The sequence below is a fragment of the Streptococcus sp. E17BB genome (genome assembly GCF_041807725.1).
Lineage (GTDB): Bacteria > Bacillota > Bacilli > Lactobacillales > Streptococcaceae > Streptococcus > Streptococcus entericus.
In genome coordinates, this window is sequence record NZ_JBGTZC010000002.1 from 50239 (window position 1) to 76172 (window position 25934).

The following is a 25934-nucleotide window of genomic DNA, read 5'->3' on the forward strand; positions in this document are numbered from 1 at the left end:
GCCAATCTAGTTTTTATTAACTTACCTAGCTCGTCTTCTCCGTCCGGCTAAACCTAAGGCTGATAAGAGGGCTGTTGCGCCGACAGCAGCTAGAGCTGTGTGAACATCGCCTGTTGCAGGGAGTCCCTTCTTACCTACTGTCGCTGAGGCTAGTGCTGAAGCTGCAGGAGCTGTAGCTGAACGGCTTGTCGATTTAACAAGCTTAGCAACTTCTGCCTTGATGGCTTCGAGTTCAGCTTCAGTTTCTGCGAATGCCACCTTGACAGCCAAATCGCCTTTTTGCTCGTCAGTCAAGTTTGATGCATCAATTGATTTAAGCAAATCAGTCGCCAACTTAGCCTTGTCCATAGGTTTATTTGGTGTATTACCAGTGTCTGGTGTGTTACCTTGGTTAATGCCTGAGTTCCCAGGATTTGAGGTGTCCCCACCTTGACCAGGGGTTCCTGGGGTCGGAACATGGTCTGGATCTGGTGTTGATTGTGGCTCATAAACAATACCATACTCACTGAAGTGCTCTGCGGTGAATTTGGCATAGCGCTTGCCATCACGAGTTATTGTTGTGAATGGCAGAGCATGGCTCTGGTCACTATTTGGCAAGTAAACCACTTGAGCGACGTCTTTGCCGTCATCAATTGGCAGGTAGACGTCAACTGGAGCAGTTGGCTTGACGATGTTTCCATCTGTGTCAACCAGCTCGATGTCAAAGAGGTCGTAGTCGGTTCCTTTGAGGATGGCTGGTGTTTCAGGGTTGTTGGTTTCTTTGTGGAAGACCACTCTCAAGCCTGCCACCTTGGCATCCGCTGATTGAACCTCTGCAATGATACCTGAGTCAGTTTGAGGGTTGACGTCAGTAATTTGACGCGGTGGTTGCATGGTATCAGGGGTAGTTGTGTTGTCGCCTTGGTTAGTATCGGTGTTATCACCTGAGTCGTTATCGGCGTTATCACCTTGGCTGCCACCATTATTCTGGTCATCGCCCGGGGCTGGGGTGGTACCAGCTGAATCGTCGGTTGCGCCTGAATCTTGACCTGCATCGCCTGATTGATTGCCAGAATCTGAATCACCATGGTCTGAGCTGGTGCTACCTTCTTGGTCTGCACCGGTGTGTTCGCCTGTGTTGGTCTCCGTGTTACCATCTTGGTCGCCTCCGGTGTTGCTGTCGGTATCTGTTGTATCACTTTCAGCACTTATCTGTGAACCAAATAATGCTAATTCACGTAAGGTTAGCATGGTTGGCGTTGCTGGTCCTCCAGCTGTTTGCTTGGCTTCTAGCAGCGTCAACACCACACGATCTGCTTTAACTCCTGCTTCTCCAAATCCGTGGCTGACCTCCGCCTGTTCATACGGTACAAGAAGTTCACCAGAGCTATAGACAGTCTCATCACCTCGGAAAGCTTCAACTTGGTACTTGGTCAACGTACCATTATTGTTAATACGCTTACTAATCAATAACCCGTGAAGGTCAAGTGGCTGACCATTTTTAACGGTGATTGTCACTGTCTGTGGTAACCGCCAAGCTTCTGGATAAGCGCCGTTAACATAGTTGGATGACATGTCCCACTTGAGCTCAGCAACAGTTGCCTTGTTGCCATCAAGTAGTTTATCTGGCTCAGCACCTGGTTGCCATGCTTCTGCTCGACCTGCTGTGATTGCAAGCAACTTGTTATCAATCTTACTTAGTTGATTGCGATTCGTGTCATCAAGTGTTGTCACAACATTGACACGATGCCCATTGATATTACTAATATCACCATTGACCACTTCTAAAATTAGCTTCCCTTTATCCGTTGGCTGAATGCGGTAGGCCAAGGTATTGCCGCTTCGCTGGTCAATGAAGGTTGCACGGTTACCGTTTGAAAGCAATAATTCTGGACGATTGGTTGGTAGAACAGAATAGTCAAAGCTAATCAAAGCAGTCGTATCGTCCTCAAAAACAACAGATGTCACGTTGTTATCTGGCAATTTTGGTTCAGGGCTGGTCAAGAATGTCCAGTTGAACTTGCGATAATACTGGGTATAATCGTTCTGACCGCCTTCACTATGTTCGTAGAGCAAGCCAAACTCATCGTTGCCCAAGTATTGCAGAGAGTTATAGGCAAAGCTACCATCTTGAATCAAACGATGGTTAATCCAGTTCAACTGACCATTTTCTGTGACTTCCGCCAGACGCACATGACCGTTGGTACGACCTGGACCGTTGGCATTGGCAAGCACCACATATTCCTTACCATCACGCTCTACACGAACAGCAGATAGCTGAACATAAACGTCCGGAACATCAATCAAGGTTTCAAGGTCATTTTGCCACGTTGCTCCGCCATCCAAACTAGTCGCCATATGCACCTTACCTTTAAGATTGCGCATGAACATTTTGAGGTGACCATTATTTAGTTGCAATAACGTTGCTTCTGTCATTTGTTCGATACGATTATCCATATCTCGCAAATTCAGAACCGTGCCATCAGCAAGTCTACGATTATCATTGACAGACTCTCCAGAATGCCAAGTTTCGCCGTGGTCATCTGAGTAGAAGACCATTGATGACTGCGAATTGTTAATGGCAGAATTACCAATAAAGTTGGTGGCATAAGCTGGGATAACCAGACGTCCCTTGTGCTCTCCTGTGTGCAAGACGACACCTGTGCCTGGACCGATGCCCATAAAGTTCATGTACTCTTTATTTTTCTTGAGACTGGCTGTTAAGTCTTTTGGTCGTGACCAAGTTACCCCATCATCATCACTGTAAGACATCCAGATATGCATGCTTGGAGCAACCTTAAACGGTGAGCTTGAGTTGGTCTGATAATAAACATTACCGATTAAAGTATTTCCTTGATAAATATCCCCTAAGTTAGCATAGTGTTGGCTATTGTCATTAACATTAACACGGTAGTCTGTGGCCTCTCCAGCTGGTGTATAAACCACACCGTTTTCACGAATGGTATAAGCAGCTGTCTCTCCGGCCTTATAGAGGTTCAGATAAGACTGTTCTCCAACTGTTGTGTATGATGCTGGACGACGATTGGATAACCCAAAAGCACCTTGCATTTCTGGGAACATATCATAGAGGGCAAAGATACGTTTTGTCGTTGGTTCTTGTACCAAGCCTGGGTCAATGGTCATTGGGTTAAAATTAGGATTGGCTGGATTTGGATTATTTTTCAAATCAACAATCTTAATGGTATCTCCCCAAGTGGCACCATTGTCTGTGCTTCGTTTGATGCTCGTTGCAATATCTCCCCAGTCACCTGATGTCGTATGGCGCTGGTCAGTAGCAGCAATCAGTGTGCCATCAAGCGTCTTCAGCAAGGCTGGAATACGGAAGGAATGCACGCCATCTCTGTTCTTCTGACCATTTCGACCGCTCTCAAAGACGGCAGCCTTAGCTGTCGCTACCTCGCCTGGATTGGCTGGTAAGTCGTAAGGTACACGGATAAAGGCTTCTGAACGTTCAACAACCTCTTCAGCTGTCAGAGCCTTATTATAGAGGGTGAAGTTCCTGATATCCATGCCAGCAACTCCCCAAACTGGACCGTTCACGCGCTGGGCAGCACCTAGCTGAGCGTGAGTTAAGTTTGTGATTGCCTTGAACACATCTGGCTCAATGTCTTTAGACTGTGATAGCACGCCATTGACATAAAGTTTTACTATGTTTTGACCATTTTCTGGATTTTTTCCATAGGTCATCGCTACTGCATGCCACTCCCCATTTTTCACACGTTCAGTTCCTGCATTTAGGTCAATGGTAACGCTTGGGCGAATTTCTGCACCGATTTGACCGTTTTTAGCGTACAAAACAGTGTACTGGTTTTGATTGTTGCCACTGGTGGCGTTAAAAATACTATAGAATGCTGGAGCATTTTGTGGTACACGATATTCCACATAAATGGTTCCTTCTTCTGCTGTTTTCAGATAGTCCTTAACATCATCCTCTAAGACAATCTTATTTCCTGTAGCACTTGCTGTCTGCTGGTTGCTCAGCTGTTTGATAATTGGATTAGCTGGTTTTGGTGCTTCTGGACTTACCCCATTGTCTGGCTGTTCATCCGTAGCATCAGGAGAAGCAGTTTCTCCCGGTTGAGTTAGGACTTTGTTTAGGGTCAGTTCTGCAGCACTAGCAAAGCCACCTGTTCCTTCTAAAATTTTCAACTGAATATGGTTGGTCGTCAGCGGTGTGAAATTAGCTACTTTTTCAGCGGCATCATTTGCCCACTGACCTTCAGCAATCTTGGTCAACTGCCCTTCTACCTTAGCGTAGACTTCATAGCGACGAATATGCCCATTTGTCCCAGACTGGCGTGGGAGGTAGGTCAAACTTTGCAGTGCAGTTGGCTGTTTCAGAGCAATATCAACAGTGTAATGTGGCTGTTTATTTGTCCAATGGCTATGCCAAATGGTGCTTGAATTTCCATCAAAGGCTTTATCAATCTGTCCACCATGCTCGGTATCCTGACTATTAGTGGTCAGATCTGCTATTTCCGAAGGGCTAACAACCAATGGACTCACATAAGGATCGTGGGTCAAGTCAAGGCGATGAAGCGTTCCCTTGAAGCCAGCGATATAGTTTAGCGGGAGGACAAAGGTTGTGTGGGCTAGATTTGGGTGAGCCGCCTGTGGTAGACGGGCAATCTTAACATCATCGACATAAACATCTGTTTTGAGTTCCTTGGTGACAAAGGTCACTTTGTAGCGGCGCCCTGCTTCCAAGGTCTTGTCAAATTGGATATGGAGGTGCTCGTTAATATAGGCCAGCTTACCGTCTTGGTCTGAGAGGAAGATGGCATTTCGACCATCAGTTAAAATGCCTTGAGGACCTTCACCAGTTGGGGTCACCTCCAAGGTCAACACAACATCAGGTCCAACTTGACCTAATCCCGTTTCCAGATAAGAATGGTTGTTTGCAAAGACCAGCCCATCTGCACCTGCTGTAACACCTTCGCCTTGAAGGTCAGCTAAACTCTCTTTTGTTATTGTCGCATGGTCAATGGCAGAGCGGAACTCTGGATTGGTTCCAGGGGCATAGACACGGTCTTGAGGCAGGGTTTGTCGGTTGGCAAATGCTGTCGCTAAACGTGGGGAACCCCATGTTTTCTCAGCAGTAACACCCATGGTCACAAAGAAGCGTTTGAAGACATCATAAGAAGTAATACCTGTCTCATGCAGGTCAATGTTGTCGTTCCAAACCGCATGACCGCCACCGATAATTTGAGGGTGAGAGGCAGGATAGGCAGGACCGCCACCTGTGCGGAAGTCATTCGGTGTCCAGCGGTCATACTGTGTCGTATAACCAGCATAGTCACCGTAACCACCGACAGAACCACTACCGCTCGGTACACTATAGGTTGGATTGTCGGTGATGTTGATCACCTTAGCTCCCATAGACAGAGCAAGATTTGGATGGTGCCAGCCCACGTTCCAGACTTGAAGCTCCGTTCCACGACCATCAATGGCTTGGTCACCTGACATAAAGGATAGTGACCCCCAGAAACGTGGTGTTTTGCCTTTTTCCTTGACATATTGAAGCATGTCTGCCAAGTAGCGACGGTAGTGATCCCCCTCACCATAATATTCATCCGTTCCGATATGAACAGTTGTAACATCCTTGAGCGGTGCATCCTCATCGAAGTAGAGTTTTTGGTAGACCGATTTGACAAAAGCGAGTGTTTCGTCATATTTTTCTCCCAAGTCTAACATCGCAACGCGCTCAACATTATGTTTGCCACGATGGAGAGATGCCCCCTTATACATGAGGTCTGGACGGACTTTGACAAAGGACAAGGCGTGACCTGGCGTGTCAATCTCTGGTACAAGGTTAATGCCTAAATCACCAGCCAGACGGACCAAGGCTCTGAGTTCGTCTTTCGTATAATGGTCTTTTGACGTTAGGCGAACTCCATTTTCACCAACCACATCAATCTCAGCGCGGAAACCTGTGCTAGCGTTATTGAGTACGTAGTCCAGCTCTTGCTCTGAAGTCAGATGTTTATCCTTGATATGCTCTTTGAGGAAAATGTAGTTATCGTTGAGGTGCAACTGCAGGTCATTCATCTTGTAGTAGGCCATATTTTTCATCATCTCAACGACGGTGTTAAATGGCACAAACTTACGACCTGTATCTAGCAAGAAACCACGGTGACTGAAGCTTGGGAAATCACGAATCTCACCATTTTGCAAGTTACTTTCACCCAGCTGCAAGAGCGTGCGAGTGGCATAAAAAGCTCCTGTATGATGGTCTGCTTCAATGGTGATGACACCGTTATTAATTGTGATGCCATAGCCCTCTTGACCATAGCCTTTGTCGCTAACTTTTTTGAACTCGATCCGCTGAGCAGCTGTGCTATCGCCCGTTGACAAGGTTAAGCCACGGCTTAGCAGATCCTCGCGGTAGAGCTCAGCAGCTCTACCAAAGTTGCTATCATCAGCAACAATCACAGTATCAGCTGTAATCGTGCTGGTCCCCTCTACCCCGTGCCACTGCTGGACAACGGGAACAACTGCTGGTTTTGTGCCAACGCCCTCATCAGCGTAGCGACCAGTCACTGCTACCTCAAATTCCTTAGTCGCAACAGCAGTTCCCAAGGTTTGTTTGAGCATAACCTTAACGGTTTGATTAGTCAAGGGCTGGTAAACACGACCAGTTAAATCAATCACCCCTTGCTTGTCGCTACCAATTAACTCTACTCCTGTCAGCTCTGGCAAGACTAACTGAGTCTTTGTATCGTTGAACGCTAGGGCATCAATTTGCTCCAAGCGAGTTGGCAAGGCACTGTCTGATGGATTTGAGAAGGCTCTCACCTCACGCACCCCAACGTTGTTCCAATTGATGGTGCCTGGAACTGACTCTAAAATATCTAATTTTAAGTAACGAGCAACCACTGGTGCAGCAAGATTAACAACCTCTTCTGCTGCTGGTGTCCCGCTTGAACGTTCATAGGCCACAAGCCACTCCCTTGTTTCGGGATTAGCATTAGTAGCATCACTTGTGGCATAAGACAGGCGCCATCGTCTAACATTCGGGTCAGGAGCATTCTTACCAGCATTGTCCCGCTTGTCCCAATCGATTTCTACTCGCTCAATGTGCGTATCGTTAGTCAAGGTTAGGGTTAAGCTCGGTTGTGAAGGGTTACGATCAGTCGCCCAACGAGTTGCTTCATCTCCATCTACTGCCTTTTCAGCTGTAAAGCTCGTACCTGTTTCAACATCTGATGCTGTCACTTCTGCAGCTTTCAGATGATTGGTATTTGGCGTCGCCAATGGCTGAGCTGTTGCTGTAGATATCACTGTCTCTGGTGATTCCGATGTTCCCGCCGAACTCGTTACGCCACCTGTTTCTCCACTTGCAGGTGGTTGCGGTGCAGGACCTTCAGCTAAAACAGTCTCATGCCCAGCTGCTGCTCCCAAGGCCAAGGCCGAATACAGGACAACAATCCACTTGCCCTTAGATTTTCTGAGTTTTTTCTTCTGAATCATCAAAAGCCTCCTGTTTGTTATATCATCATTTATATTGTATTCGCTTTCTTATTACAAGTCAAGTGTTTATCAGTAAAAATAAGTAAAAATAAGTAAAAATAAGTAAAAATAAGTAAATTAAATACAAAAAAACTGAAGAAAATCCATCTTGCATTCTCTTCAGTCTTAACACTACTATTTTGATAACTTTTAAAACAGGTTTAATCAGATATTTTAAATATTCTTGCCGTCTCTGCACGTTTACTGTTCACCGTGATTATAGATCCCCAATCCGATGCCACTCCTTAGCCATTCTCAAGAAAGACTTTGTTGCCTGAGAATGGCGTCGCACCCATGCTTTACCGATTTTCCTATGGCTTTATTCGGTGAAGCATCCGTGGGAATGGAATGGCTTCACGGATGTGCTTGGTTCCTGCGACAAAGGTGACCATCCGCTCGACACCAATCCCGAAACCACCATGTGGCACTGAGCCGTACTTGCGAAGGTCAAGGTAGAACTCGTACTCTGACTTGTCCATGCCAAGAGCATCCATCTTAGCAACCAGTGCCTCGTAGTCGTCCTCACGCATGGAACCTCCGATGATTTCCCCATAGCCTTCTGGCGCCAAAAGGTCGGCACAGAGCACGCGCTCAGGATTTCCTGGAACTGGCTTCATGTAGAAGGCCTTGAAGCTGGCTGGGTAGTTGACGATAAAGGTCGGTACACCAAAGTAGTTTGAAATCCAGGTTTCATGTGGTGAACCAAAGTCATCTCCATGCTCCATGTGCTCATAATCAGCGTCTTCGTCATTTTCGTGAGCTTGTAAAAGCGTCACCGCATCGTCATAAGACACCCGCTTGAAGGGCTGGTCGATGTAGGATTTCAGCAAGTCCACATCCCGCTCAAGAGTTTCAAGAGCCTGCGGTGCACGATCGATCACCCCTTGAATCAGAGCTTTGACATAGGCTTCTTGCAAGTCCAGAGATTCATCGTGCGTCAGGAAAGAATACTCTGCATCCATCATCCAGAACTCGGTCAAGTGACGACGGGTTTTGGATTTTTCTGCACGGAATACCGGACCAAAGTCAAACACACGCCCCAGTGCCATGGCACCAGCTTCTAAGTAGAGCTGACCAGACTGGCTCAAGTAAGCTGGCTGACCAAAATAGTCCGTTTCAAAAAGCTCTGTTGAGTCTTCCGCCGCATTCCCTGACAAAATCGGGCTGTCAAACTTGATAAAGCCATTTTGATCAAAGAAGTCATAAGTCGCATAGATGATAGCATTGCGGATTTGCTGAATGGCCACCTGCTTGCGCGAACGCAGCCAGAGGTGGCGATTGTCCATGAGGAAGTCCGTGCCGTGTTCTTTCGGTGTAATCGGGTAATCTTGGCTATCACCGATCAGCTCGATGTCCGTAATGTCCAGCTCGTAGCCGAATTTAGACCTCTCGTCCTCTTTGACAATACCCGTCACGTAAACAGAACTTTCTTGGCTCAAGCGTTTGATAAGGTCAAACTTCGCTGTTCCTTCCTCTTCACCGAATGTCTCAATGAAGTTTGGCTTGAAGGCAACTCCTTGGAAAAAGGCAGTCCCGTCACGCAGTTGCAAAAAGGCAATCTTGCCCTTACCTGACTTATTGGCCACCCAGCTACCGATGGTCACTTCCTGACCAACATGGTCTTTAACTTGGTTAATGGTTACTAATGTTCTAGTCATAATCTTCTCTTTTCTACAAAAATGATTTTTCTTTTTTGATACTTCCTGATGTCGTATGGACGGCAGAGCTAACACGCCAATCCCTATGGGGACTTGGCTAAGCTCTGCACTAGTTCTCACCTAGAAATAGATTCGATTTCTAGGTGAGAACGTCGCAGCACCCACTCATTTAGTCATAGGTGTGGCTCGTTACATTTCTTCCATATATTCTCTCAATCGTCTAACCGCCTCTTTTAGGGTCTCCATATCCGTGGCATAGCTGAGGCGAAGATGACTAGGAGCTCCAAATCCTGCTCCTGTCACCAGAGCGACACCTGTTTGCTCCAAGATATCATTGGTAAAGACGGTCACATCATCAAAGCCTTTCAGTCGCATGGCCTCTGACACCTCTGGAAAGAGGTAGAAGGCTCCTTCTGGCTTGACCACTTCAAAACCTTTCACCTCATTCAAGAGCGGATAAATAGTGTTTAGCCGTTCCTCAAAAGTCGCTCGCATGGCTTCAATTGGCTCTTGGTCACCCGTCAGCGCTTCGATGGTAGCATACTGGGAGACAGTGGTCAGATTAGAGGTCGTCTGGCTGATGATTTTACTCATGGCAGCAATGACGTCTGTCTGCCCTGTCGCCCAGCCCACGCGCCAACCCGTCATGGCATAGGTCTTGGACACCCCATTGACCACGATGGTCTGCTGACGAATGGCTTCTGATAGGCTGGAAATAGGGGTAAAGATCGCTCCATTGTAGACCAAGCGACCATAGATGTCATCAGCCAAAATCAGAATATCATGTTCGACTGCCCAATTTCCAATAGCGGTCAATTCATCAGATGTGTAAATCATGCCTGTCGGATTAGAGGGCGAGTTCAATAGCAAGACCTTGGTCTGTTGCGTTCTCGCCTGCTCTAGCTGGTCAACTGTGACTTTGAAGTGCTGCTCTTGTCTTGCTTCTACAAAAACAGGTTTGCCTCCTGCCATCTCTACCTGATCAGCATAAGATACCCAGTAAGGGGTCGGAATCAATACCTCATCACCAGCATTGATCACCGCCATGAAAAAGGCATAGAGGATAAATTTGGCACCCGTCGCCACCACGACATCATTCTGGTCAACAGAGTAGCCGTAATAGGTCTCATAGTAACGACTGATGGCCTCCTTTAGAGCTGGCAGACCGCTCGCTACGGTGTAAAAACTAGCAGAGCCATTCTCAATCGCAGCCATCGCCTCTTGCTGAATATGCCGAGGGGTCACAAAGTCAGGCTCTCCCAAGGTCAATTCTAAAATATCTCGCCCTTGAGCTTTTAGACTCTTAGCACGCGCCGCTGCCTGCAAGGTCACACTTTCCTGCATGGACAGGACACGGTCAGATAACTTGGTCATACGCTTCCTTTCTCTAGCCCCAGACGGTGATTAAGTCACCTGTCTCAGCATCAAAAATATAGTATTTTTCCTGACTTTTAATCTCCCAGACAAGTCGGTTGTTATGGCGACCAGCTACTACTCGTTGAGGCACTAGCCCCTCCTCTTCAGCTCGCTTTAGGAGTTCCTCATGACTCAATAGGTTGTCAAGACTGATCAGTTCAGGCTGTTCTTGATGATCTGACAAGAGAAGTAAAATGTCCTGTTCATTGTCATCCTTCCCTCTTATGCTGTAATAAGTGTCTGCGCCATTAAACACTGCAACGTCACTCACATCAGTCAATTTAGCATAATCCCTTGCCAAGTGTTGCAACTGATGTTGTGCGGTCAGGCGTGGTGAAATCGCCAGATAAAAAAATACTAAACCAGTCAGCAGCATCAGGACTAGACTTAACCCTAGCCAAGTGATGACTGTTTTAAACCAATTCCAACGTTCACTCATTAGCCCTCTCCTTGTTTATTTAGCCTTATCTGGCTTATCCTTATTATTATAGCAAAAATCTTGAATTTGGGGTAGGATTTTCTCAATTTTTTCAAGGGTCGTCTCTGCCTGCTGCTCTAGGATGTTCAACAGATCTTTACCGTAGGGCTTGGTGACCAAGCGACTATCTAAGATTAAAACTGCAGAGCGTTGGTATTCTCGGCGAGTTCCTCTTCCGAGTGCTTGTTTTAAGCGTAGACCCGCTAGAGGTAAGGCATAGTCATAAAAAGGCTGTTTCCCCTGTTCCTTAAGCTGGGTATTGATTTTCTTGACGAATGGGTCTTTAGGGTTATCGAACGGTAACTTCGGAATGAGAATAATCAGATTATCCTGATCAGCAAAATCTGATCCCTCCCAAAATGTCCCTAGACCTAGTAACACTTGATGTTCGCCTTTGTCAAATCGACGTTTAACGGCACTGGCATTGCCATGCAAATCTTGAGCAAGGTGGGGCAAGTCGATGGCGGCTAAGCGGTCTGAAACGGTTCGCAACATCTGTTTTGAGGTTAATAGGACGAGAATAGGGTAGTTCAGTTCTGATAACTGCCGTAAACGCGCAATCAGGGCATCGAGATAGTGCTCATCACTATCCTGTTTCAGTGTCGGCATACTGGTGTCGACCCAAATGTGCTGATTAGCTGCTCTGCCATTGTCCAACAAATGAACAGAGGAGTTAGGCAAACCTAAGAGATCGGGCAAGGACACGCGCTTGCTAATCGCAATAGTCGCTGAAATGAAATAAGCCTTGGCAGCTTGTAGAAGCTGAGGACTAATGTTCAAAAAATCAAGGTGCGCACCGACTAAAAAGGTCTGACGTTTTCCAGTTTGATAACTCGTTTCAAGCCAAAAATCAGCATAACCTGCCACAACTTCTCTTAAGTCGCGCAAATGTATCTGGTCATATTCGGCCAAATCCTGGCGCAAACTTTCTATCACTTGTTGCCCTACGTCACTGCCTTTGTGCTGATAATAGGTCGTCACCATCCGATTTAGCTGTCGTTGCAGACTTTCCAAAAGACGCCGGTGAAGCAAGTCCTGTTCTTGTCCCAGTAGTTGGTGAATGGTTACTAAGACCTTTGTGATATCTACACGCCGCCTTGAGCTGCTTTCCATAGCGAGGAAAAATCGCTGCGCCTCATCCACCACCAGCAACCTGTCTTTTAGGAGGTCTGGCTGAGCTTGCAAATTAGACAGCAAGAAGGCGTGGTTGGTGACAATAACTTGACTATTTTGAACACTCTGCTGGCAACGTCGCCAAAAATCAGCCTTAGCAAAAACAGAATAATCATTGAGGCGCCCTGAATGACCAAACTGGTCAATATAGGCATCCAGGCCAAATTTTTGACCAATCTCATCTAAATCTCCAGTTGTCGTTTCAAGTAACCAAACCAGAAGTTTCATCTTGAACAGATTAACCAAACGGTTACTATCTTCTTGTTGTAAACTATCTGAAAAAGTTTGTAAATCAAGGTAATGTTTGGAACTTTTTATGCTGGTCAAACGTATCTGAAAAACATGCGACAATCGTTGCCCTTCCTTGGTCATCAACTGCTCTTGTAACAATTTTGTAGGCACTGCTACAACGATTTGTCTCCCTTTAGCAGCTGCTAGCAAGGGCAAGAGATAACCGTAGGTTTTCCCCAGCCCCGCCTCACCCTGTATAAAGACAGGAGCTGTCTTTGCTAATTCTGAAGACACCACTGCCGCAAAGTCAGATTGCTTTGACCGATCCTCTAGCCCCAAACGCTTAAGATTAGCCTTAAATTCCTCTTCCAACGGCAAAGGCTGAGGCAACACGATCGGTTGTCTGATTAGCAAGTTGTCGACAGCCCACAGATGAGGCTGTGTTCTAGACGAAGCCTGTGCCAAGGCTAACTCAATCACCTGACCCGTTTCATACAAGAGATGATGAGCAAGCCCTGACAAACTCGTCAGGGTTTGCCTTGGCAATCGATGTAACACCTCTATAATGTTCAAAAATAGCTGAGCAGTCGCCAGAGCATCAGAAATCGCCGTATGGGCGGCATCTAAAGACAAACCTAACTCTTGACTGAGACTTTCAAGGCTATATTTTGCAAGCGTCGGAAAACAAACCTGTGCCAAATCAACCGTATCAACACGGGGCGCTCGTAATTCAAATCCCTCTAAAAATAAATGCTCAGCCAATAAATTGGCATCAAAATGAACATTGTGGGCGACAAAAACCCGATCTTCAAGTAAGTGATAAATGGTCTTAGCTACCTGAGAAAAATTAGGAGCAACTGCCAGCTGCTCATCTGTAATTCCTGTCAATGCTACAATAGACTTATCAAGCGACTGATGAGGATTGACATCCGTCTCGTAGGTTGTCACGATTTTCCCTTCTTCAATAATGACAATACCTACCTGAATAATCCTCGCAGTAGAACCCGTTCCCGTCGCCTCCAAATCAACGACCGCATAACTTGGTACAATTTTATCGTTCATGACTTAATTATAGCATAAAATAGCTAGAGTATTTACCTTCTTTCAATTCAAATAGGCACAATCACTCCTGAAGGCAGCAGCAAAAGCTTGTGATAATCGATTATTTTAAAAACAAGAAGACGCCTAGGATAAATCTCCTAGACGTTCCACTAACATTGACTTATTTTTCTAGTAATAAGCCATGTATCACATAAATAAAAAGTATATGGCTTAGAAGAGTCCATATTTGTTCCATCATGATACTATTATACCAAATTCACGCTCCTATTGTTAGCAAAAACCATAAGAGAGCACTTTACAGTTTTTTCTTGAAACGGCTAGCTTTTCTAGACAAAAAGACCAACTCATTTAAAGCCGGTCCAAAAGAAAGTTATTAGATTTACTAACCCTTATCCCAATATGAAAAAACGGATAATCCTCAACTAATTCGTCATCCCATGTAAAACAGCAGGTACGTCTAAGATACTTGCAATACAGACATCGCTTATCTGTTGCATATTTTCAGGTGCATATTGCCCAAAGCCTTGCAAGATACGGATGACTCGCATTCCTATCTTTTTGGCAGGAATAATATCATTATCTATCCGATCTCCGATATAAATCGCCTGTTTAGCTGAAATATCTGCCTTAGTGAGAGCATATTGAAATATTTCCTTATTTGGCTTTTTCATCCCTACATCGGACGAGGCAATTACTAACTCAAAGTATGGACGTATCTTCCACCCTTCTAAACGTCCCTGCAAGCCTAAACCTTGATTGGCAATAATCCCTAATTTATAAGTTTTCGTTAATGTTGCCAACATGTCTACAACACCTGGATAGACCGTTTCAAATGCATGCGACCACTTCGGTCGTGCCACGTCAAATGAAACAAAGAAATTCCAAGCACTTGTTATTGGATCAGATCCTTCCTTGGCAAACTGCAGCATCTTATCATAAAACTTCTGCTCGTCTACCTCTATACCAATTTCTTGTAACTGATGTACGCACCGTTTAATAAAATCTTGATAAGCTAACTCTTCATCAACCAAGGTCGAACCAATATCAAAATACAACCACTTTTTTCCCATCTCTCCTCCCATCTACAGGAAAACAGCCTAGGTAAAACCGAGACTGTTTTTAATCTATGTCAGATTATTTTTTCAAGTTATTAACAATAGTAGATAACAGCCTAAAACAAGCCTAATTTTAACCTTTAGAAAACCTAATTTAGCTATAATGGATAAACTAGGGTAACACACAATAAAGGCAAAGGGTAATAAAAATAGGTAACAAATTGACGAGTTCAGCAGGCAAGGGAAAAGGACGATTAAACGTGCTTTTCTTTTTGCATCTAGATTTATTTTTTACGCTGTTTTTGTGCTATCTTCTAGCTCACGCCGCTAAGTTCTTCTAGCTTTTTTGGCTGATACCTTTTTCGTTTCTAGCCTCGATAAGCTCACTCATGATAGCAACTCTCATATCACTTTCTCGGATTTCCTCTAGTGACAAAAGTTCTTTCTGAATATCTCGCCAGTTACTACCAATAGCACCATTAGTTACCATTGATTTTCTCCGTATCAATAAATATCTTTACGATGTCCAAATTCAAGTGCCAAAATCACTAACTTGTCATCTTGAATATCACATATCAGCCTATAATCACCAATACGATAACGCCATTCGTTGGCATGATTACCCGTTAAACCCTTACCGTTGGCTCGTGGGGTTTCTGTACCGTCTAAATGCTTATCTACCCATGCAAAAAGCAGCCTTTGGATAGATTTATCTAGCTTTCTAATCTGCTTTTGAGCCTTTTTTGAATACTCTATACGGTACATTTACAAGCCCAGCTCTTTCTTAAAATCGGCATGGCTGATTGTTTCAGGGTCTGCTTGATACTCTGCATAGGCTTGCTTATAGATTTTCAAATCATACTCATCTTCAATATCACGCTCCAAGGCTTTCTTAAAAAGACTTGATAGGCTTTGTCCTGTGAGTTGGGCATAGCTCTTGAAAAAGACTTCTTCTTCTTGATTTAATCTGATGGTTACTGTACTCATGATGTTTACCTCGTTTCTTTGTGTTACATTGTAACACATTTATTAAGGATTGTCAATTAACATCATAGCATACTCACGCACCTCTCGCTACTGTATTTCTAGTGTTACCTAGTGTTTTTAGTCTATCCTGCTTATCGTTGTCTGGATGCATTATAGCAGAAAAGCCCAGCAGGTGCTAGGCTTAGGATTGCAATCTTCGCTCTGCAATAGCCTTAGTTAAGGTCTGACTAAAGTTAATCCCTAACTCACGCCCCACCTTATCCGCCCATCTTGGGATTGTTAAGGTCTTTTTGATAGGCTCTTGCTGTCCTAGATATTCTGCCACATCAACAGTCACAAGCGAGATAAAAGACTTGTCTAGGTCATAAGTCAAGGTAAAATCGGCATCATCTTTGAATGGGTCATTATCAATCAAGGATAGGCTGTTAATGCTTGATGGTTGAGGTACTGGCTCGCCGTTCTCGATATAATGCGAGACCATCATACCTAGATATTCTGCTCCCATCGCCATAGCATCTGTAATACTACTTCCTTGTGTACCTGACCCCTCAATATCGGGAAAATGTACAAAGTAAGGGACTGTATTTTCGCCCTCTGTATCGTCATAATAAAATAAAGCTGGATAAGTTACTAACATGTGCTACCTCCTGCAAAATCCAAAGAAAACCTAGGGCTAGCTTATAGTAGCCCTGCTTGCTTTCTAATACCCCGTTCGGTGTATTTATTGATTTCACCGTGGGGAACGGTTATCGGTCGCTCTCCTGCCTTTTCTAGCTTGATATGCGATCCCTTGCCACCCTTGGTCTTTATCCAACCATGAGCGGTCAAGAGCTTAACCGTTTCTTTTTGTGTCATCGGCATAGTACTCTACCTCCTGACAACTCTATTATATCATACGTGTCATACGTGTCAAGTGATTTAATCAAAAAAGCCCAAAAGGGCTAACATGTTGTAGTGACTAGTATAATCAACACGGAAAGTCTATCCCTCACAAGATAGCTCTCTACCAGATTTGCTCTGGTGGGCAGGTGTCGGCTATGCGACTTGATAACAAATTATAGCATATTTTACTGAAAATTAAAAGCTAAAACTTGCACCATCTATAAACGCCATATAAAGGCCGTATAGCGATTTTAGGCGGTGCGTGCCTATTTACTCTGACTAGGTAGCTAATCGCCTAATTTCCCCTGTTCTCGTGGCTTTGTGTGGCCTATGACAACCTTAGCCTAATCTTAGCCCTTTTTAAGGTCACGCTCCACCCTATCCAGTTCCTCGATGGCCTGCTTATGCAGTCTGCGAATATCAGTATCTGGCAAATTCAAACTTTGGGGCAAGTCTTTCCATTTTATACCGTCTCTGTACCTTACAAGCAAGATTTCACGGTGTAAAGGGCTGTCTAGTCTGTTGATTAAATCTATCACAGCTTGCCGTTTGGCTTTTAGCTGCTTAATGCTATCCAGGGTTTGCTCCTCCCACTCCGCCAAGTTATCAGCAAAAAAGTCATAGATGGGATAACCCTGTGCTAGCTCCTCCTCTAGGTTTTTGATAAATGGGGCTAGGTCTTTCAGCTCATTTAGTTGCTCCTTAATTGTCATCTTCATATCATCACTCAATAGGGGGCAAACCTAAAGTATCAAGCTCTGGCATCTCCCCTGCCCACTCATCAACAAATACCAATTTTTCTGCCTCCGTGGCATCTATCGCCTGTGCCTCCCTGTTTTTATGCCTCAAGAGCTTAATCCGTTCTCTCTGCTCTTGCCTGTCTAGCTCATCTTTTTCAGCAACAACTTTAACAATCAACTCTGATGCTCTAACATTTCCTCTGACAGCTTTCTGAAATAAGGACAAGGCTAGCAAAGTCTGATTATCGGTGGGCAGACCCATCTCTTCTAGCATAGCCCTAGTATTTGGATTGCTGACTTCTGCTGTCAAAATAATGTCTAATGCTCGCTTTAAGTCTGCTCTCTTTCGTCTAGCAGCAGCTGATGCCTTACCACCTTTAGACGATATAGCTCGCTGTTCTTCTTTGGTTCGCTTGGTTACTGGTATTAGGTTATGCTCATTTGCCATTTCATACCTCCATAGAAAAATAAAGGGGGGTGTCAGCCCCTTTATAAATCCAAATACTCCCCTAAACGGGCATCAAGAGCGGTTACTTCTGCACTGACCACCATATCCATTGTGACAGCCAAAATTTTATCACCGTTGATTTGTAACCGCCCCTCAAAAAATGCTAGTTGTTGTTTGAAAAAGTCAATAAGGTTAGTTAATGCCTGTTCTGCGGTGTAATCCTGCATATTTACAAACAGCTCTGGCTGTTGTTTGGCAATCTCATTAAGCTTCTTAATCGCTAACGGCTTATGCTTGAATTTTTCATAGTAAGTCACCAGCTCATCTTTGGTCATTTCCATACTAGCTAGCAAATTCAATTCTGCCACGTCATCAGCAGTTACTGACAGCTCTTTTTCTTTGAGTTTGGCTAATTCTTGCTCATGCACTCGGTCAATATTATCTATAATTTGATTGTACGTGGTGCGTGCATAGGTGTTACCCTCTGCTTTGTACTTCTCAAGCTCCTGTTTTGCCCGTTGCTCGCCAATCATACCAGCAGCTAACCGCTTATTAAAATCTTCTTGCATAGCAATATAACCTGTCATATAACCGTGTTTTTTCTTAGCAAAAGCCTTGATGTCGTTTTTAATTATTGTAAGTGTCATGTTGTACCTCCCTATGACTTATGACAACGAAAAAGAGGTATGACAAAAGAGCGTTAAAACTCAATTATCATACCTCTAGTTTTTCTAGTCAGTATATTTTTTATAGTTGCTCCCCTGCGGTCACTTCCTTGTAAACTAACACACCATTTTGGCTTTTTAGCTTAATAGTTCCATGCTCTGGGGGTGTCACTTGCTTTATTATACCATTTTTCATATAGAGAATGCAACCATTTTTTAGCAAAGCCTCTAATTTTTTATCATCTGATTGTGTCATTTTATACCTCCTATTTGATTTTCAAATAATATTTCTTGCCCTAAACCTTGATTTTATAAGTTTTTTCAGTTGGTAAAGGGAATTTATTACCCCGTTTTGTTACCTAATAAGGTCTGATAGACTATGAATATCAATGCCTATTGCTCTTAGCAAATGGATTGATAAGGCGAGAACTACAAAGCTGATTATCAACACAATAGGGATTGTAACCCCTGTGATTAAACACATTTTCAACCACCACATTACATCGCTGTCTGAATTTATCCATTTCATTATTTCGCCTCCTGTTCTTTGCTTTATCTTAGCTTCGATTGATTAGATGCTCTTCTACTCAACCATTTTCTCATTGTTCATTCATTGTTCAACACCACAAGCTCATACAAGCCCTGTACAGCCGTTTTAAGTCACGCTAGATAATTTCTACCACCCAACAATTAAAACAGCTGATATGGGCTTTTTGATGGCTCTATGAGCCTAAAAGTTCTTGGTACGTTCTTGGTTAACTATAAAGTGCCATTTTCTCTTAGTCGATTGATAGCGTACCGTTTACCCGCAATACCAAAAGCCTTATAACTATTTCCCTCAAGACCTTTCAAAATGCGGTTATAAATCTTGTCACCGTAATAGCGTTTGAGTTGCTGACTATCCAGATTTGTTGTAAAAATCGTTGTTTCTCGATGGTTCAACACATCGAAAATTAAATCCCTTTCAGTTTTTCCGATTTCTCCGCTTATTTCACCAATATCATCTAAAATCAGATAGTCAACCCCTGTCAGTAACCTTTTAGCATCATGGGCGGTCAGTTTAGCGTTTCTGCCATAGTTCCAGCCCTCTTGAATTTCCTTGATAATCTCGGTCAGACTAATGAATAGGACACTTTTAGGCTCTCCCTTAGCCTTGTAGCCCTCGTTGATAGCTTTAGCCATAGCAAGACTTAAATGGCTCTTTCCGATGCCTGGGTCGCCTGTTATCAGAGTATTACCTTTCATGCCTCCTAGATACTTTTCAGACTGTTCTACGACAAATTCCAGTAGCTGGTTTTCATTTTGGTTGCTCACCTTGAAAGTATCAAAGCTAGCTCCTTGCAACTCTGAGGGGATATTGCTATCACGCTCCAAAACGTGGTAGGTTTCGGAGTATAGTTGCTGATTGAGTGAGCTTGATATTCTTGCTTGATTTTCTTGTTCCGTTTGCTCCATGCGACAAAGTGGGCAAAAAGGGGGGATGTGACGTTTTGCCTTAATTGCCTCATAGTTTGCATTTCTGCCAATTGTTGTTGTCAGCGGTTTTGGGATTTGTTGTAAGTTTATACTGTGTATCGGGCAAACCTCATGTATCTCTACTGCCTGCGGTATATCAAAACTCGCTTTTAATGTCATCTGTATAACCTCCTAAAATGGATATTCTGGCGTGGGTTGCCATTCTTCCTGTGTCATCGGCTTTTTAGTGTCCGCTGACTTGGTGCGTGATTTCTTGGCATTATGCACTAACTCAACTGTCAGCAGGTTGTCAGACTTCCAACGGTTAAGAATAGCTCTGATATAGGCAAAATTAGCCTTCCCTTGTCCTACTGCCTCACGCAAAGCCTCTTGGATAAGGTCAGGGCTAAAATCCTGCAACATATAACCTAGCTCCTCTTGTTGCATAGGTGATAGCGGTCTGCCTGTCTCCTGCTCGAATGATTTGTAAAGAGTGACAAAATCTTGAGAATGGATAGGGGTGGGGGTGGTAGGTTGTTCTTTCTCTACTTCTACCTCTTTCTCTTTATCTAACTCTTTCTCTATCTCTGTCTTACACGTAGTTAACGTTGTAAGCCCATCAGTTAACATTGTAAGATTATTGTTTTTCTTCCGTTGCTCTTTGCGATATTCACGCATATATGCTGCTTGGTTAGTCTCCTGTTGTACCAAGGCTTTAGCTTGTGGTAGCTCTGCGTTTTTATCCTCGTCGATTTGGATAAGACCACATTTCGTAAAATATGCCATGGTCATATCTATGTCATCTTCTGAAACATCTAACTTTAGAGCTAACTCCTCCTTTAGTGTTTCAAAATAACCCTCATAGTAAAGAATGCAATCACTATCTAGGCTCTCAAGCATCAAGCGGATATAAATAACTGTCATTGTATAGCCACCTGGAACTGTCTTTAGTCGCTTGATAAAGATATTATCAAAAAACTTTTTATCAATCTTGAGCCAAAAATAAATCTTTGTTTTTGCCACTAATTAACTTCACCTGCCCATCTATCTTCATTGATTTTCTTAAAAATGTCATATACTGGGTTATCATCTGGGATAACATACCCTGTAATATCATCTAGCTCTGTACCGTCTGCCATCACATGGCTAACGGTGTAATGTTGTTTAACCATTCTTACCTCCAAATCGTTTTATTCTGTGACTGTTTCAGCCTGTCTAGCAGGCTCTCACGCTCCGCCTCTGCGACTTTATCGCTGATAAAGGCAACATCAAGGGTAGGCAAATAAAAGCCCTTACCTCGCCATCTAGTGCTGTCTATAATGACTATCTGCATTGTTTACCTCCTAACTAACTGCTAAAAACAAGTAAATATCACTAGGGCGATAAAAGATTTTTCTAGCTCCATCCACGGGGGCTTGATACCTTTTCAGTCCCATATCTTCCCATCTGTTCAGCGTTGGCTCTGATATATCCAGTATCTCTAATAACTCCTTGAGTGTTATCAAATCTAGTTTACCTGCTCTCTGTTTCTCTAGCTCAACAAGGGTATTTAGAGCTTGTTTCAGCTCTTTCAACCCTTCTAGCTGGATTTCTTTAGATAGAACTTCCATCAATTATCACCTCGCTTTATTTGTTCATCAATAACAGCTGTATGTTCTGTTACAAGGTGTTTTAAGGCATTGGTAGCTACTTTTAACAATGCTTGTGCCTTTTCTGGGGCAATATCGCTATCTACTGCCTCTAAAACCGTGATACAATCCTCAAGTTCTGTCAGTAGCAACTCATAACCACCTATAATCTTATCTCCCATGTTTTCTGATAGCCTCCTGTTCTTTTTCGTCATCATAAGCCATCAAGTCAAAAGCGATTAAATCCAGCTCCCTATATAGTTGCTCCGCTTGAGCATAAAAGGTAACAAAAGCCTCATGCATTTGGCAGCGTAAAATAGTGGCATCAACCCCGTGTCTATTCGCTAAAATAAGAGCGTTACTATACCCTTTTATCATCTCAATACGTGGTAACATATCGGCTAACTGGTTACCGTAGCGTTTAATTTCATCTGTGGTCATTGTATTTTTCCTCCGTCTTTGGTAAAATGTAGTAAATAGTATTTCAAAGGGGCTGTTCCCCTATGTAAATACCCTAACAACAAATCCGCTTGCCTGCTGTTTTGTTGTTTATTTGGTCGAGGTCGTATGCGTTTGGTTTGGTTGCCTGCATACGGCTTTTTCTTTGCTCTGTGAGCCTATGTTTGGTTGTTTTTCAAATTGATTTAAGGTTAATCAACCAGCCATGTCATAGCTGTTGGTGAGTAAGACTGTCCCATGCCAAAGACAGGGTCATCTACCATCTGTTCAACTTCGCTTGGGTGGTAGTCGTCAAGAACCTTTAAAATATAGCCTAGATGCAACTTGTCTTTAGCTGCGCAATAGTTGATAACTTCCTCAAAATAAGGCAAACCATAAAAGACAACTAGCGGTCTAGCCTCTTGTAAAAAGCTCATCGTGACAGCACCGCTATAGCCGTAAAGTCTCAAGATTTCCCAAATACCAAAGCAATAATGGTCTGGTCCGGGTGTCTCCCAATCAATCTTGACAACTTGAGGGCGACGGCGCAAGCCCTCACGGATAAACTCGGTATGTGTTCTAATGAGCGGTTGCTCTCTGGTCAACAACGCCTGTCTCATGCGCTCGAATTGCTCGATATAGGCTAGTTTGTACTTAGTCGCCTCTTTGCCTGTGTAACTCATGACTAAAAATGTAAAACCTTTTTGGTTCATGTAATAGCAAGGTTTATTCCTGCCGTAGCTATCTGGGTAGGTGTCAGCATAAAAATAGGTATCTGGTGAGATATAGTCAAAATTGTCTTCATCTCCTAACTCATCGATGTCTGCTATCCGTTTGCGAATATCTTTCAGCACTCGATGATGCTCTTTACCGAATTTATCCGCTACTGTCAAACTGTCAACGACTAAATCGCCGTTGCGTAAAATGATGTTATAATCCATCTTGCCTGCCTCTCTAGTCATCTTTTAGCCAGCGTTCCACCCTGTCATAGATGTCACGCCGTAGGTCATAATCGCCCTGCTCAATCAGCGATAGGGTCTTATAGGTCGTTCCCAGCTCTTGGGCTAGGTCTTTCATGGTCTGACGGTTCACGGCTCTCTTGATACGAATACGCTCCGCCATATCGTGAGTGATAAGCATTGATGTCCTCCTTTGTCTTTTAATAGCCAAGCGTGAAAGGTAGTAAGGTTTGAGTGCTTGGGTTGTGTATCCGTTTCGGATAATACAATATTGATTATGTACCCTTTTTTGTTACTTTTCAACAACTTTTTTATTTTTTTGTAACTTTTTTTGATACTTTTCTAAAATCGGGATATAATCAAGTGGAAAGGTAGTAAACTCATGGAAAATAAAATTAAAGACTTACGCAAAGAAAAAGGGCTAACCCAGCAAGAGCTAGCCGAGGAAATAGGTGTTTCAAAGCTGACCATACTCCGTTGGGAGCAAGGCCAACGTGATATCAAATCCGACAAAGCCCAGCAACTAGCGGACTATTTTGGAGTGCAAGTTTCTTACCTCTTGGGTCATAGCGGTTTCAGGACTTGGTCAGAGGAGGATTTTTTCTATACTACGGGTTATCCGATGGTGATGCCTGATTTAAATGATGCTTCTGATAATGATGAGAAAAATAGCGAACAGTCATTTGATGACTATCTCTCAAAATACAATACAGTCATATCTAAACTTTCAAAACTAAAAGATGATGATTTTGATTTAATAAGCAAACTCATCGACCGTATGCATAAAAAGGACTAAACAGATGCCGTTATTATCCTCCTTAAAAAAACTATTCTCAAAAACTAGCACTATACCAGAACCGCCTACAAGAGACCAAATAAAAATCTATGGTAAAGAAATAGACGACCCTGATTTTTATGAGCATGTTTACCCTTGGGCAAAACAGCAAATAGCCGAACCCAACATAGTTATCTCTGATTTAATCTTGCTCTGGGTTATAAAGCGGCTTGGTCTATTTACTGAAAAATACCCTGTTCATCTCTCTAGGAACTACGGCGTAACAGACTATGGCGTTGCCACTCTTCGATTGATAAATCTTGGGCTTTTGGAACAAGATGGGTTACTCACACCAAAAGGGAAAGAACTAATCAACAATAATCAGCATTACATAAAACTACACAAATCTGGCTGGGTGACTGACGAGGATAAGGCTGCAAACAGAGCAAGTTATGAAGCTTTCAGAACCAAACACGCTGACTATCTCGACCAAATAGGTCTGAAAGACAGCGCCAAAGAACTAAGAGAACAGATAGCATTTGATAAGTTAAGAGATGAGGGCTGGAAACTATTTGAAAAAGGCGAAAGATTATCCAAACAAAAGCAATACCAACAGTCAAATGAGTTGCTACTGCCACTCATCGGACAAAAAGGGGTTGATTTTACAGCACCACTTTACGAACGTATCGCTATAAACTACCGTGGTTTGAAAGACTATCAAGCTGAGATAGCTATCTGTGAAAATTTCTTAAAATATGAACAACCTAAATACGGTGGTGATATGTGGATAGATACATTCAAAAAACGCATAGCATTTTCTGGAAAGAAACTCATCCAAAACAAAGGCTAACAATAACGCTATAACCCCCAAATGTTGGGTTTTGTTGGGAATAAATGTCAAGTTGTGTCAAGTTTATCCACTACTAAACCTATTCAATATTTTCAACATCCTGTGACTATCACGCTCCTATAACCCCCATACAGCCGTTTTAACCCTCGGCGGTATAATTTTACCACGCACCCCAAAACAAACGATTACAGCCCTATTCTCGTGCCTCTAGCGACGATATAGAGACAATCCATGTATAAATACCTTAACAACAAATCCGCTTGCCTGCTGATGGAAAGGAAACATACATGAATATCAAACAAATTACAAAGCAAAATGGCAAAATCGTTTATCGGGCTAGCGTTTATCTTGGCATTGACCAGATGACAGGTAAAAAGACACGCACCACGGTGACGGCATCAACTCAAAAGGGCGTAAAAGCAAAGGCTAAAACAGCTATCAGCGAGTTTATTGCTAACGGCTCAACCAGAAAGCCAAAACCAACCATCACGACCTATAAAGAGCTTGTCTCCCTCTGGTGGGATAGTTACAAGCATACAGTCAAGCCTAATACTGTACAATCAATGTCTGGGACTATCAAAAAGCACCTGCTACCTGTTTTTGGTGATTACAGGGTGGATAAGCTCACGACCCCTATTATCCAGCAACAGGTCAATAAATGGGCAAATAAAGCCAATAGCGGTGAGAAAGGGGCTTTTGCTAACTATGGCTTACTCCATAACCTCAACCGCCGCATCTTGCAATATGGCGTAGCTATGCAACTGATGCCGTTCAATCCAGCTCGTGAGGTTATTATGCCACGTAAAAGGCAAACCGAACAGAAAAAGGTCAAGTGCCTAGATAAGCAAGAGCTAAAAACGTTCTTGGCTTATCTCGATACCCTCGACCAATCAAACTATACTACTCTATTCGATGTCACGCTTTATAAGCTCTTGCTGGCTACTGGTTGCCGTATTAGTGAGGCTTTGGCTCTTGAATGGGCTGATATTGACCTAAACAAGGGTATTATCAGCATCAATAAGACCCTAAACCGTCAGAATGGGCTAAACAGCCCTAAATCAAATGCTGGCTATCGTGATATACCAATAGACCAGGCAACGCTACTCATGCTCAAGCAATACAAAAACCGCCAACAAATCGAAAGCTGGCAACTTGGGCGGTCTGAGACGGTTGTATTCTCTGTGTTTACGCAAAAATATGCTTACTCTGGTCCGTTGAGACAGCGACTAAAAAAACACTTTGCAGCTGCTGGCGTGCCCTATGTCTCTTTTCATGGCTTCAGACACACGCACACGTCACTGATTTTGTATGCTGGGGTCAATGCCAAAGATGCTCAATATCGGCTAGGACACTCAAGCGCCAATCTCACACAAAACACTTACTGGCATGTTGACAATGACCAGATACAAAAAACGGCTATCACCTATGCAACAGCCGTCAATAATTTATAAAATAGCTAGGGTTACCCCTCTGGGGTTTGCCCTTTCTCTGCACCAAAAATCAGCTTTTGGGGTAACAAAGGGGT

The 25934-nt window shown here is 43.5% G+C and carries 26 protein-coding genes and 1 pseudogene; 3 read left to right on the top strand and 24 right to left on the bottom strand.

Annotated features, from left to right (window positions below; all coding sequences use genetic code 11):
• Window positions 1-21 precede the first annotated feature (21 nt).
• The 24 genes and pseudogenes from ACERC7_RS00680 to ACERC7_RS00795 form a co-directional block, all read right to left on the bottom strand.
• Window positions 22-7470 carry a family 20 glycosylhydrolase gene (locus ACERC7_RS00680; RefSeq protein ID WP_373665846.1) on the bottom strand — a complete coding sequence of 2483 codons (7449 nt, stop codon included), beginning with the start codon at window positions 7468-7470 and terminating at the stop codon, window positions 22-24.
• 350 nt (window positions 7471-7820) lie between these two features.
• A complete protein-coding gene (gene asnS / locus ACERC7_RS00685) occupies window positions 7821-9167 on the bottom strand; it encodes an asparagine--tRNA ligase (RefSeq protein WP_373665847.1) in 1347 nt (448 codons plus the stop codon).
• Between the two features lie 189 nt (window positions 9168-9356).
• On the bottom strand, window positions 9357-10541 hold the full coding sequence (locus tag ACERC7_RS00690) for a pyridoxal phosphate-dependent aminotransferase (protein ID WP_373665848.1): 1185 nt from the start codon (window positions 10539-10541) through the stop codon (window positions 9357-9359).
• Between the two features lie 13 nt (window positions 10542-10554).
• Complete coding sequence (locus ACERC7_RS00695) at window positions 10555-11022, bottom strand: DUF5590 domain-containing protein (RefSeq protein WP_373659014.1); 468 nt, start codon at window positions 11020-11022, stop codon at window positions 10555-10557.
• 15 nt (window positions 11023-11037) lie between these two features.
• Window positions 11038-13527, bottom strand: a complete 2490-nt coding sequence (locus tag ACERC7_RS00700) for a bifunctional DnaQ family exonuclease/ATP-dependent helicase (protein ID WP_373665849.1) — start codon at window positions 13525-13527, stop codon at window positions 11038-11040.
• Between the two features lie 422 nt (window positions 13528-13949).
• Window positions 13950-14597 carry an HAD family hydrolase gene (locus ACERC7_RS00705; RefSeq protein ID WP_373660255.1) on the bottom strand — a complete coding sequence of 216 codons (648 nt, stop codon included), beginning with the start codon at window positions 14595-14597 and terminating at the stop codon, window positions 13950-13952.
• A 302-nt stretch (window positions 14598-14899) separates the two neighbouring features.
• Window positions 14900-15072: pseudogene (locus ACERC7_RS00710) on the bottom strand (transcriptional regulator); the annotation flags it as partial.
• 14 nt (window positions 15073-15086) lie between these two features.
• Window positions 15087-15347, bottom strand: coding sequence for a type II toxin-antitoxin system RelE/ParE family toxin (locus ACERC7_RS00715; protein ID WP_373659010.1), 261 nt, complete (start codon window positions 15345-15347; stop codon window positions 15087-15089).
• Window positions 15348-15569 (bottom strand): type II toxin-antitoxin system RelB family antitoxin, encoded by a 222-nt coding sequence (relB, locus tag ACERC7_RS00720; protein WP_373659009.1) that lies wholly within the window; start codon window positions 15567-15569, stop codon window positions 15348-15350. It abuts the gene before it with no gap.
• A gap of 181 nt (window positions 15570-15750) precedes the next feature.
• Window positions 15751-16206, bottom strand: coding sequence for a type II toxin-antitoxin system HicB family antitoxin (locus ACERC7_RS00725; RefSeq protein ID WP_373665850.1), 456 nt, complete (start codon window positions 16204-16206; stop codon window positions 15751-15753).
• Window positions 16207-16247: 41 nt separating this feature from the next.
• Window positions 16248-16430: a type II toxin-antitoxin system HicA family toxin gene (locus ACERC7_RS00730; protein WP_373660257.1), complete on the bottom strand. Its 183-nt coding sequence runs from the start codon at window positions 16428-16430 to the stop codon at window positions 16248-16250.
• Between the two features lie 371 nt (window positions 16431-16801).
• Window positions 16802-17170, bottom strand: a complete 369-nt coding sequence (locus ACERC7_RS00735; RefSeq protein WP_373660259.1) for a hypothetical protein — start codon at window positions 17168-17170, stop codon at window positions 16802-16804.
• Window positions 17171-17174: 4 nt separating this feature from the next.
• On the bottom strand, window positions 17175-17639 hold the full coding sequence (locus ACERC7_RS00740; protein ID WP_373660260.1) for a hypothetical protein: 465 nt from the start codon (window positions 17637-17639) through the stop codon (window positions 17175-17177).
• Between the two features lie 41 nt (window positions 17640-17680).
• Window positions 17681-18286, bottom strand: a complete 606-nt coding sequence (locus ACERC7_RS00745) for a hypothetical protein (protein ID WP_373665851.1) — start codon at window positions 18284-18286, stop codon at window positions 17681-17683.
• 100 nt (window positions 18287-18386) lie between these two features.
• Window positions 18387-18560 (bottom strand): hypothetical protein, encoded by a 174-nt coding sequence (locus ACERC7_RS00750; RefSeq protein ID WP_373665852.1) that lies wholly within the window; start codon window positions 18558-18560, stop codon window positions 18387-18389.
• A gap of 503 nt (window positions 18561-19063) precedes the next feature.
• Window positions 19064-19939: an ATP-binding protein gene (locus tag ACERC7_RS00755; protein ID WP_373660264.1), complete on the bottom strand. Its 876-nt coding sequence runs from the start codon at window positions 19937-19939 to the stop codon at window positions 19064-19066.
• Window positions 19940-19951: 12 nt separating this feature from the next.
• Window positions 19952-20782, bottom strand: a complete 831-nt coding sequence (locus tag ACERC7_RS00760; RefSeq protein ID WP_373660265.1) for a DnaD domain protein — start codon at window positions 20780-20782, stop codon at window positions 19952-19954.
• Window positions 20782-20931, bottom strand: a complete 150-nt coding sequence (locus ACERC7_RS00765) for a BOW99_gp33 family protein (RefSeq protein ID WP_373660266.1) — start codon at window positions 20929-20931, stop codon at window positions 20782-20784. The genes ACERC7_RS00760 and ACERC7_RS00765 overlap by 1 nt, the downstream gene beginning before the upstream one ends.
• A 2-nt stretch (window positions 20932-20933) precedes the next feature.
• Complete coding sequence (locus ACERC7_RS00770) at window positions 20934-21092, bottom strand: hypothetical protein (RefSeq protein WP_373660268.1); 159 nt, start codon at window positions 21090-21092, stop codon at window positions 20934-20936.
• Between the two features lie 10 nt (window positions 21093-21102).
• Complete coding sequence (locus tag ACERC7_RS00775) at window positions 21103-21369, bottom strand: hypothetical protein (protein ID WP_373665853.1); 267 nt, start codon at window positions 21367-21369, stop codon at window positions 21103-21105.
• Window positions 21369-21569: a hypothetical protein gene (locus ACERC7_RS00780; protein ID WP_373660270.1), complete on the bottom strand. Its 201-nt coding sequence runs from the start codon at window positions 21567-21569 to the stop codon at window positions 21369-21371. The genes ACERC7_RS00775 and ACERC7_RS00780 overlap by 1 nt, the downstream gene beginning before the upstream one ends.
• Window positions 21559-21828 carry a hypothetical protein gene (locus tag ACERC7_RS00785; protein ID WP_373660271.1) on the bottom strand — a complete coding sequence of 90 codons (270 nt, stop codon included), beginning with the start codon at window positions 21826-21828 and terminating at the stop codon, window positions 21559-21561. Before ACERC7_RS00785 ends, ACERC7_RS00780 begins: the two co-directional genes overlap by 11 nt.
• 209 nt (window positions 21829-22037) lie before the next feature.
• Window positions 22038-22787 carry a Rha family transcriptional regulator gene (locus ACERC7_RS00790; RefSeq protein WP_373660272.1) on the bottom strand — a complete coding sequence of 250 codons (750 nt, stop codon included), beginning with the start codon at window positions 22785-22787 and terminating at the stop codon, window positions 22038-22040.
• Window positions 22780-22965, bottom strand: a complete 186-nt coding sequence (locus ACERC7_RS00795) for a transcriptional regulator (RefSeq protein ID WP_373660273.1) — start codon at window positions 22963-22965, stop codon at window positions 22780-22782. The genes ACERC7_RS00790 and ACERC7_RS00795 overlap by 8 nt, the downstream gene beginning before the upstream one ends.
• 201 nt (window positions 22966-23166) lie before the next feature.
• Between ACERC7_RS00795 and ACERC7_RS00800 the strand changes: the two genes are divergently transcribed.
• The 3 genes from ACERC7_RS00800 to ACERC7_RS00810 all read left to right on the top strand — a co-directional run bounded on the left by ACERC7_RS00800 (window position 23167) and on the right by ACERC7_RS00810 (window position 25860).
• Window positions 23167-23580 (top strand): helix-turn-helix domain-containing protein, encoded by a 414-nt coding sequence (locus tag ACERC7_RS00800; RefSeq protein WP_373660274.1) that lies wholly within the window; start codon window positions 23167-23169, stop codon window positions 23578-23580.
• Window positions 23581-23584: 4 nt separating this feature from the next.
• Window positions 23585-24409, top strand: a complete 825-nt coding sequence (locus ACERC7_RS00805) for a hypothetical protein (protein WP_373665854.1) — start codon at window positions 23585-23587, stop codon at window positions 24407-24409.
• Between the two features lie 287 nt (window positions 24410-24696).
• The gene (locus ACERC7_RS00810) at window positions 24697-25860 is read left to right on the top strand and encodes a tyrosine-type recombinase/integrase (protein WP_373665855.1); all 1164 of its coding nucleotides are present in this window, start codon (window positions 24697-24699) and stop codon (window positions 25858-25860) included.
• Window positions 25861-25934: the final 74 nt, after the last annotated feature.

Coding starts and splice junctions, on each gene's coding strand:
- ACERC7_RS00680 (WP_373665846.1), bottom strand. CDS start 7,470: ATGATTCAGAAGAAAAAACTCAGAAAATCTAAGGGCAAGTGGATTGTT.
- asnS (WP_373665847.1), bottom strand. CDS start 9,167: ATGACTAGAACATTAGTAACCATTAACCAAGTTAAAGACCATGTTGGT.
- ACERC7_RS00690 (WP_373665848.1), bottom strand. CDS start 10,541: ATGACCAAGTTATCTGACCGTGTCCTGTCCATGCAGGAAAGTGTGACC.
- ACERC7_RS00695 (WP_373659014.1), bottom strand. CDS start 11,022: ATGAGTGAACGTTGGAATTGGTTTAAAACAGTCATCACTTGGCTAGGG.
- ACERC7_RS00700 (WP_373665849.1), bottom strand. CDS start 13,527: ATGAACGATAAAATTGTACCAAGTTATGCGGTCGTTGATTTGGAGGCG.
- ACERC7_RS00705 (WP_373660255.1), bottom strand. CDS start 14,597: ATGGGAAAAAAGTGGTTGTATTTTGATATTGGTTCGACCTTGGTTGAT.
- ACERC7_RS00715 (WP_373659010.1), bottom strand. CDS start 15,347: ATGTACCGTATAGAGTATTCAAAAAAGGCTCAAAAGCAGATTAGAAAG.
- relB (WP_373659009.1), bottom strand. CDS start 15,569: ATGAGTACAGTAACCATCAGATTAAATCAAGAAGAAGAAGTCTTTTTC.
- ACERC7_RS00725 (WP_373665850.1), bottom strand. CDS start 16,206: ATGTTAGTAACTTATCCAGCTTTATTTTATTATGACGATACAGAGGGC.
- ACERC7_RS00730 (WP_373660257.1), bottom strand. CDS start 16,430: ATGCCGATGACACAAAAAGAAACGGTTAAGCTCTTGACCGCTCATGGT.
- ACERC7_RS00735 (WP_373660259.1), bottom strand. CDS start 17,170: ATGAAGATGACAATTAAGGAGCAACTAAATGAGCTGAAAGACCTAGCC.
- ACERC7_RS00740 (WP_373660260.1), bottom strand. CDS start 17,639: ATGGCAAATGAGCATAACCTAATACCAGTAACCAAGCGAACCAAAGAA.
- ACERC7_RS00745 (WP_373665851.1), bottom strand. CDS start 18,286: ATGACACTTACAATAATTAAAAACGACATCAAGGCTTTTGCTAAGAAA.
- ACERC7_RS00750 (WP_373665852.1), bottom strand. CDS start 18,560: ATGACACAATCAGATGATAAAAAATTAGAGGCTTTGCTAAAAAATGGT.
- ACERC7_RS00755 (WP_373660264.1), bottom strand. CDS start 19,939: ATGACATTAAAAGCGAGTTTTGATATACCGCAGGCAGTAGAGATACAT.
- ACERC7_RS00765 (WP_373660266.1), bottom strand. CDS start 20,931: ATGGTTAAACAACATTACACCGTTAGCCATGTGATGGCAGACGGTACA.
- ACERC7_RS00770 (WP_373660268.1), bottom strand. CDS start 21,092: ATGCAGATAGTCATTATAGACAGCACTAGATGGCGAGGTAAGGGCTTT.
- ACERC7_RS00775 (WP_373665853.1), bottom strand. CDS start 21,369: ATGGAAGTTCTATCTAAAGAAATCCAGCTAGAAGGGTTGAAAGAGCTG.
- ACERC7_RS00780 (WP_373660270.1), bottom strand. CDS start 21,569: ATGGGAGATAAGATTATAGGTGGTTATGAGTTGCTACTGACAGAACTT.
- ACERC7_RS00785 (WP_373660271.1), bottom strand. CDS start 21,828: ATGACCACAGATGAAATTAAACGCTACGGTAACCAGTTAGCCGATATG.
- ACERC7_RS00790 (WP_373660272.1), bottom strand. CDS start 22,787: ATGACTAGAGAGGCAGGCAAGATGGATTATAACATCATTTTACGCAAC.
- ACERC7_RS00795 (WP_373660273.1), bottom strand. CDS start 22,965: ATGCTTATCACTCACGATATGGCGGAGCGTATTCGTATCAAGAGAGCC.
- ACERC7_RS00800 (WP_373660274.1), top strand. CDS start 23,167: ATGGAAAATAAAATTAAAGACTTACGCAAAGAAAAAGGGCTAACCCAG.
- ACERC7_RS00805 (WP_373665854.1), top strand. CDS start 23,585: ATGCCGTTATTATCCTCCTTAAAAAAACTATTCTCAAAAACTAGCACT.
- ACERC7_RS00810 (WP_373665855.1), top strand. CDS start 24,697: ATGAATATCAAACAAATTACAAAGCAAAATGGCAAAATCGTTTATCGG.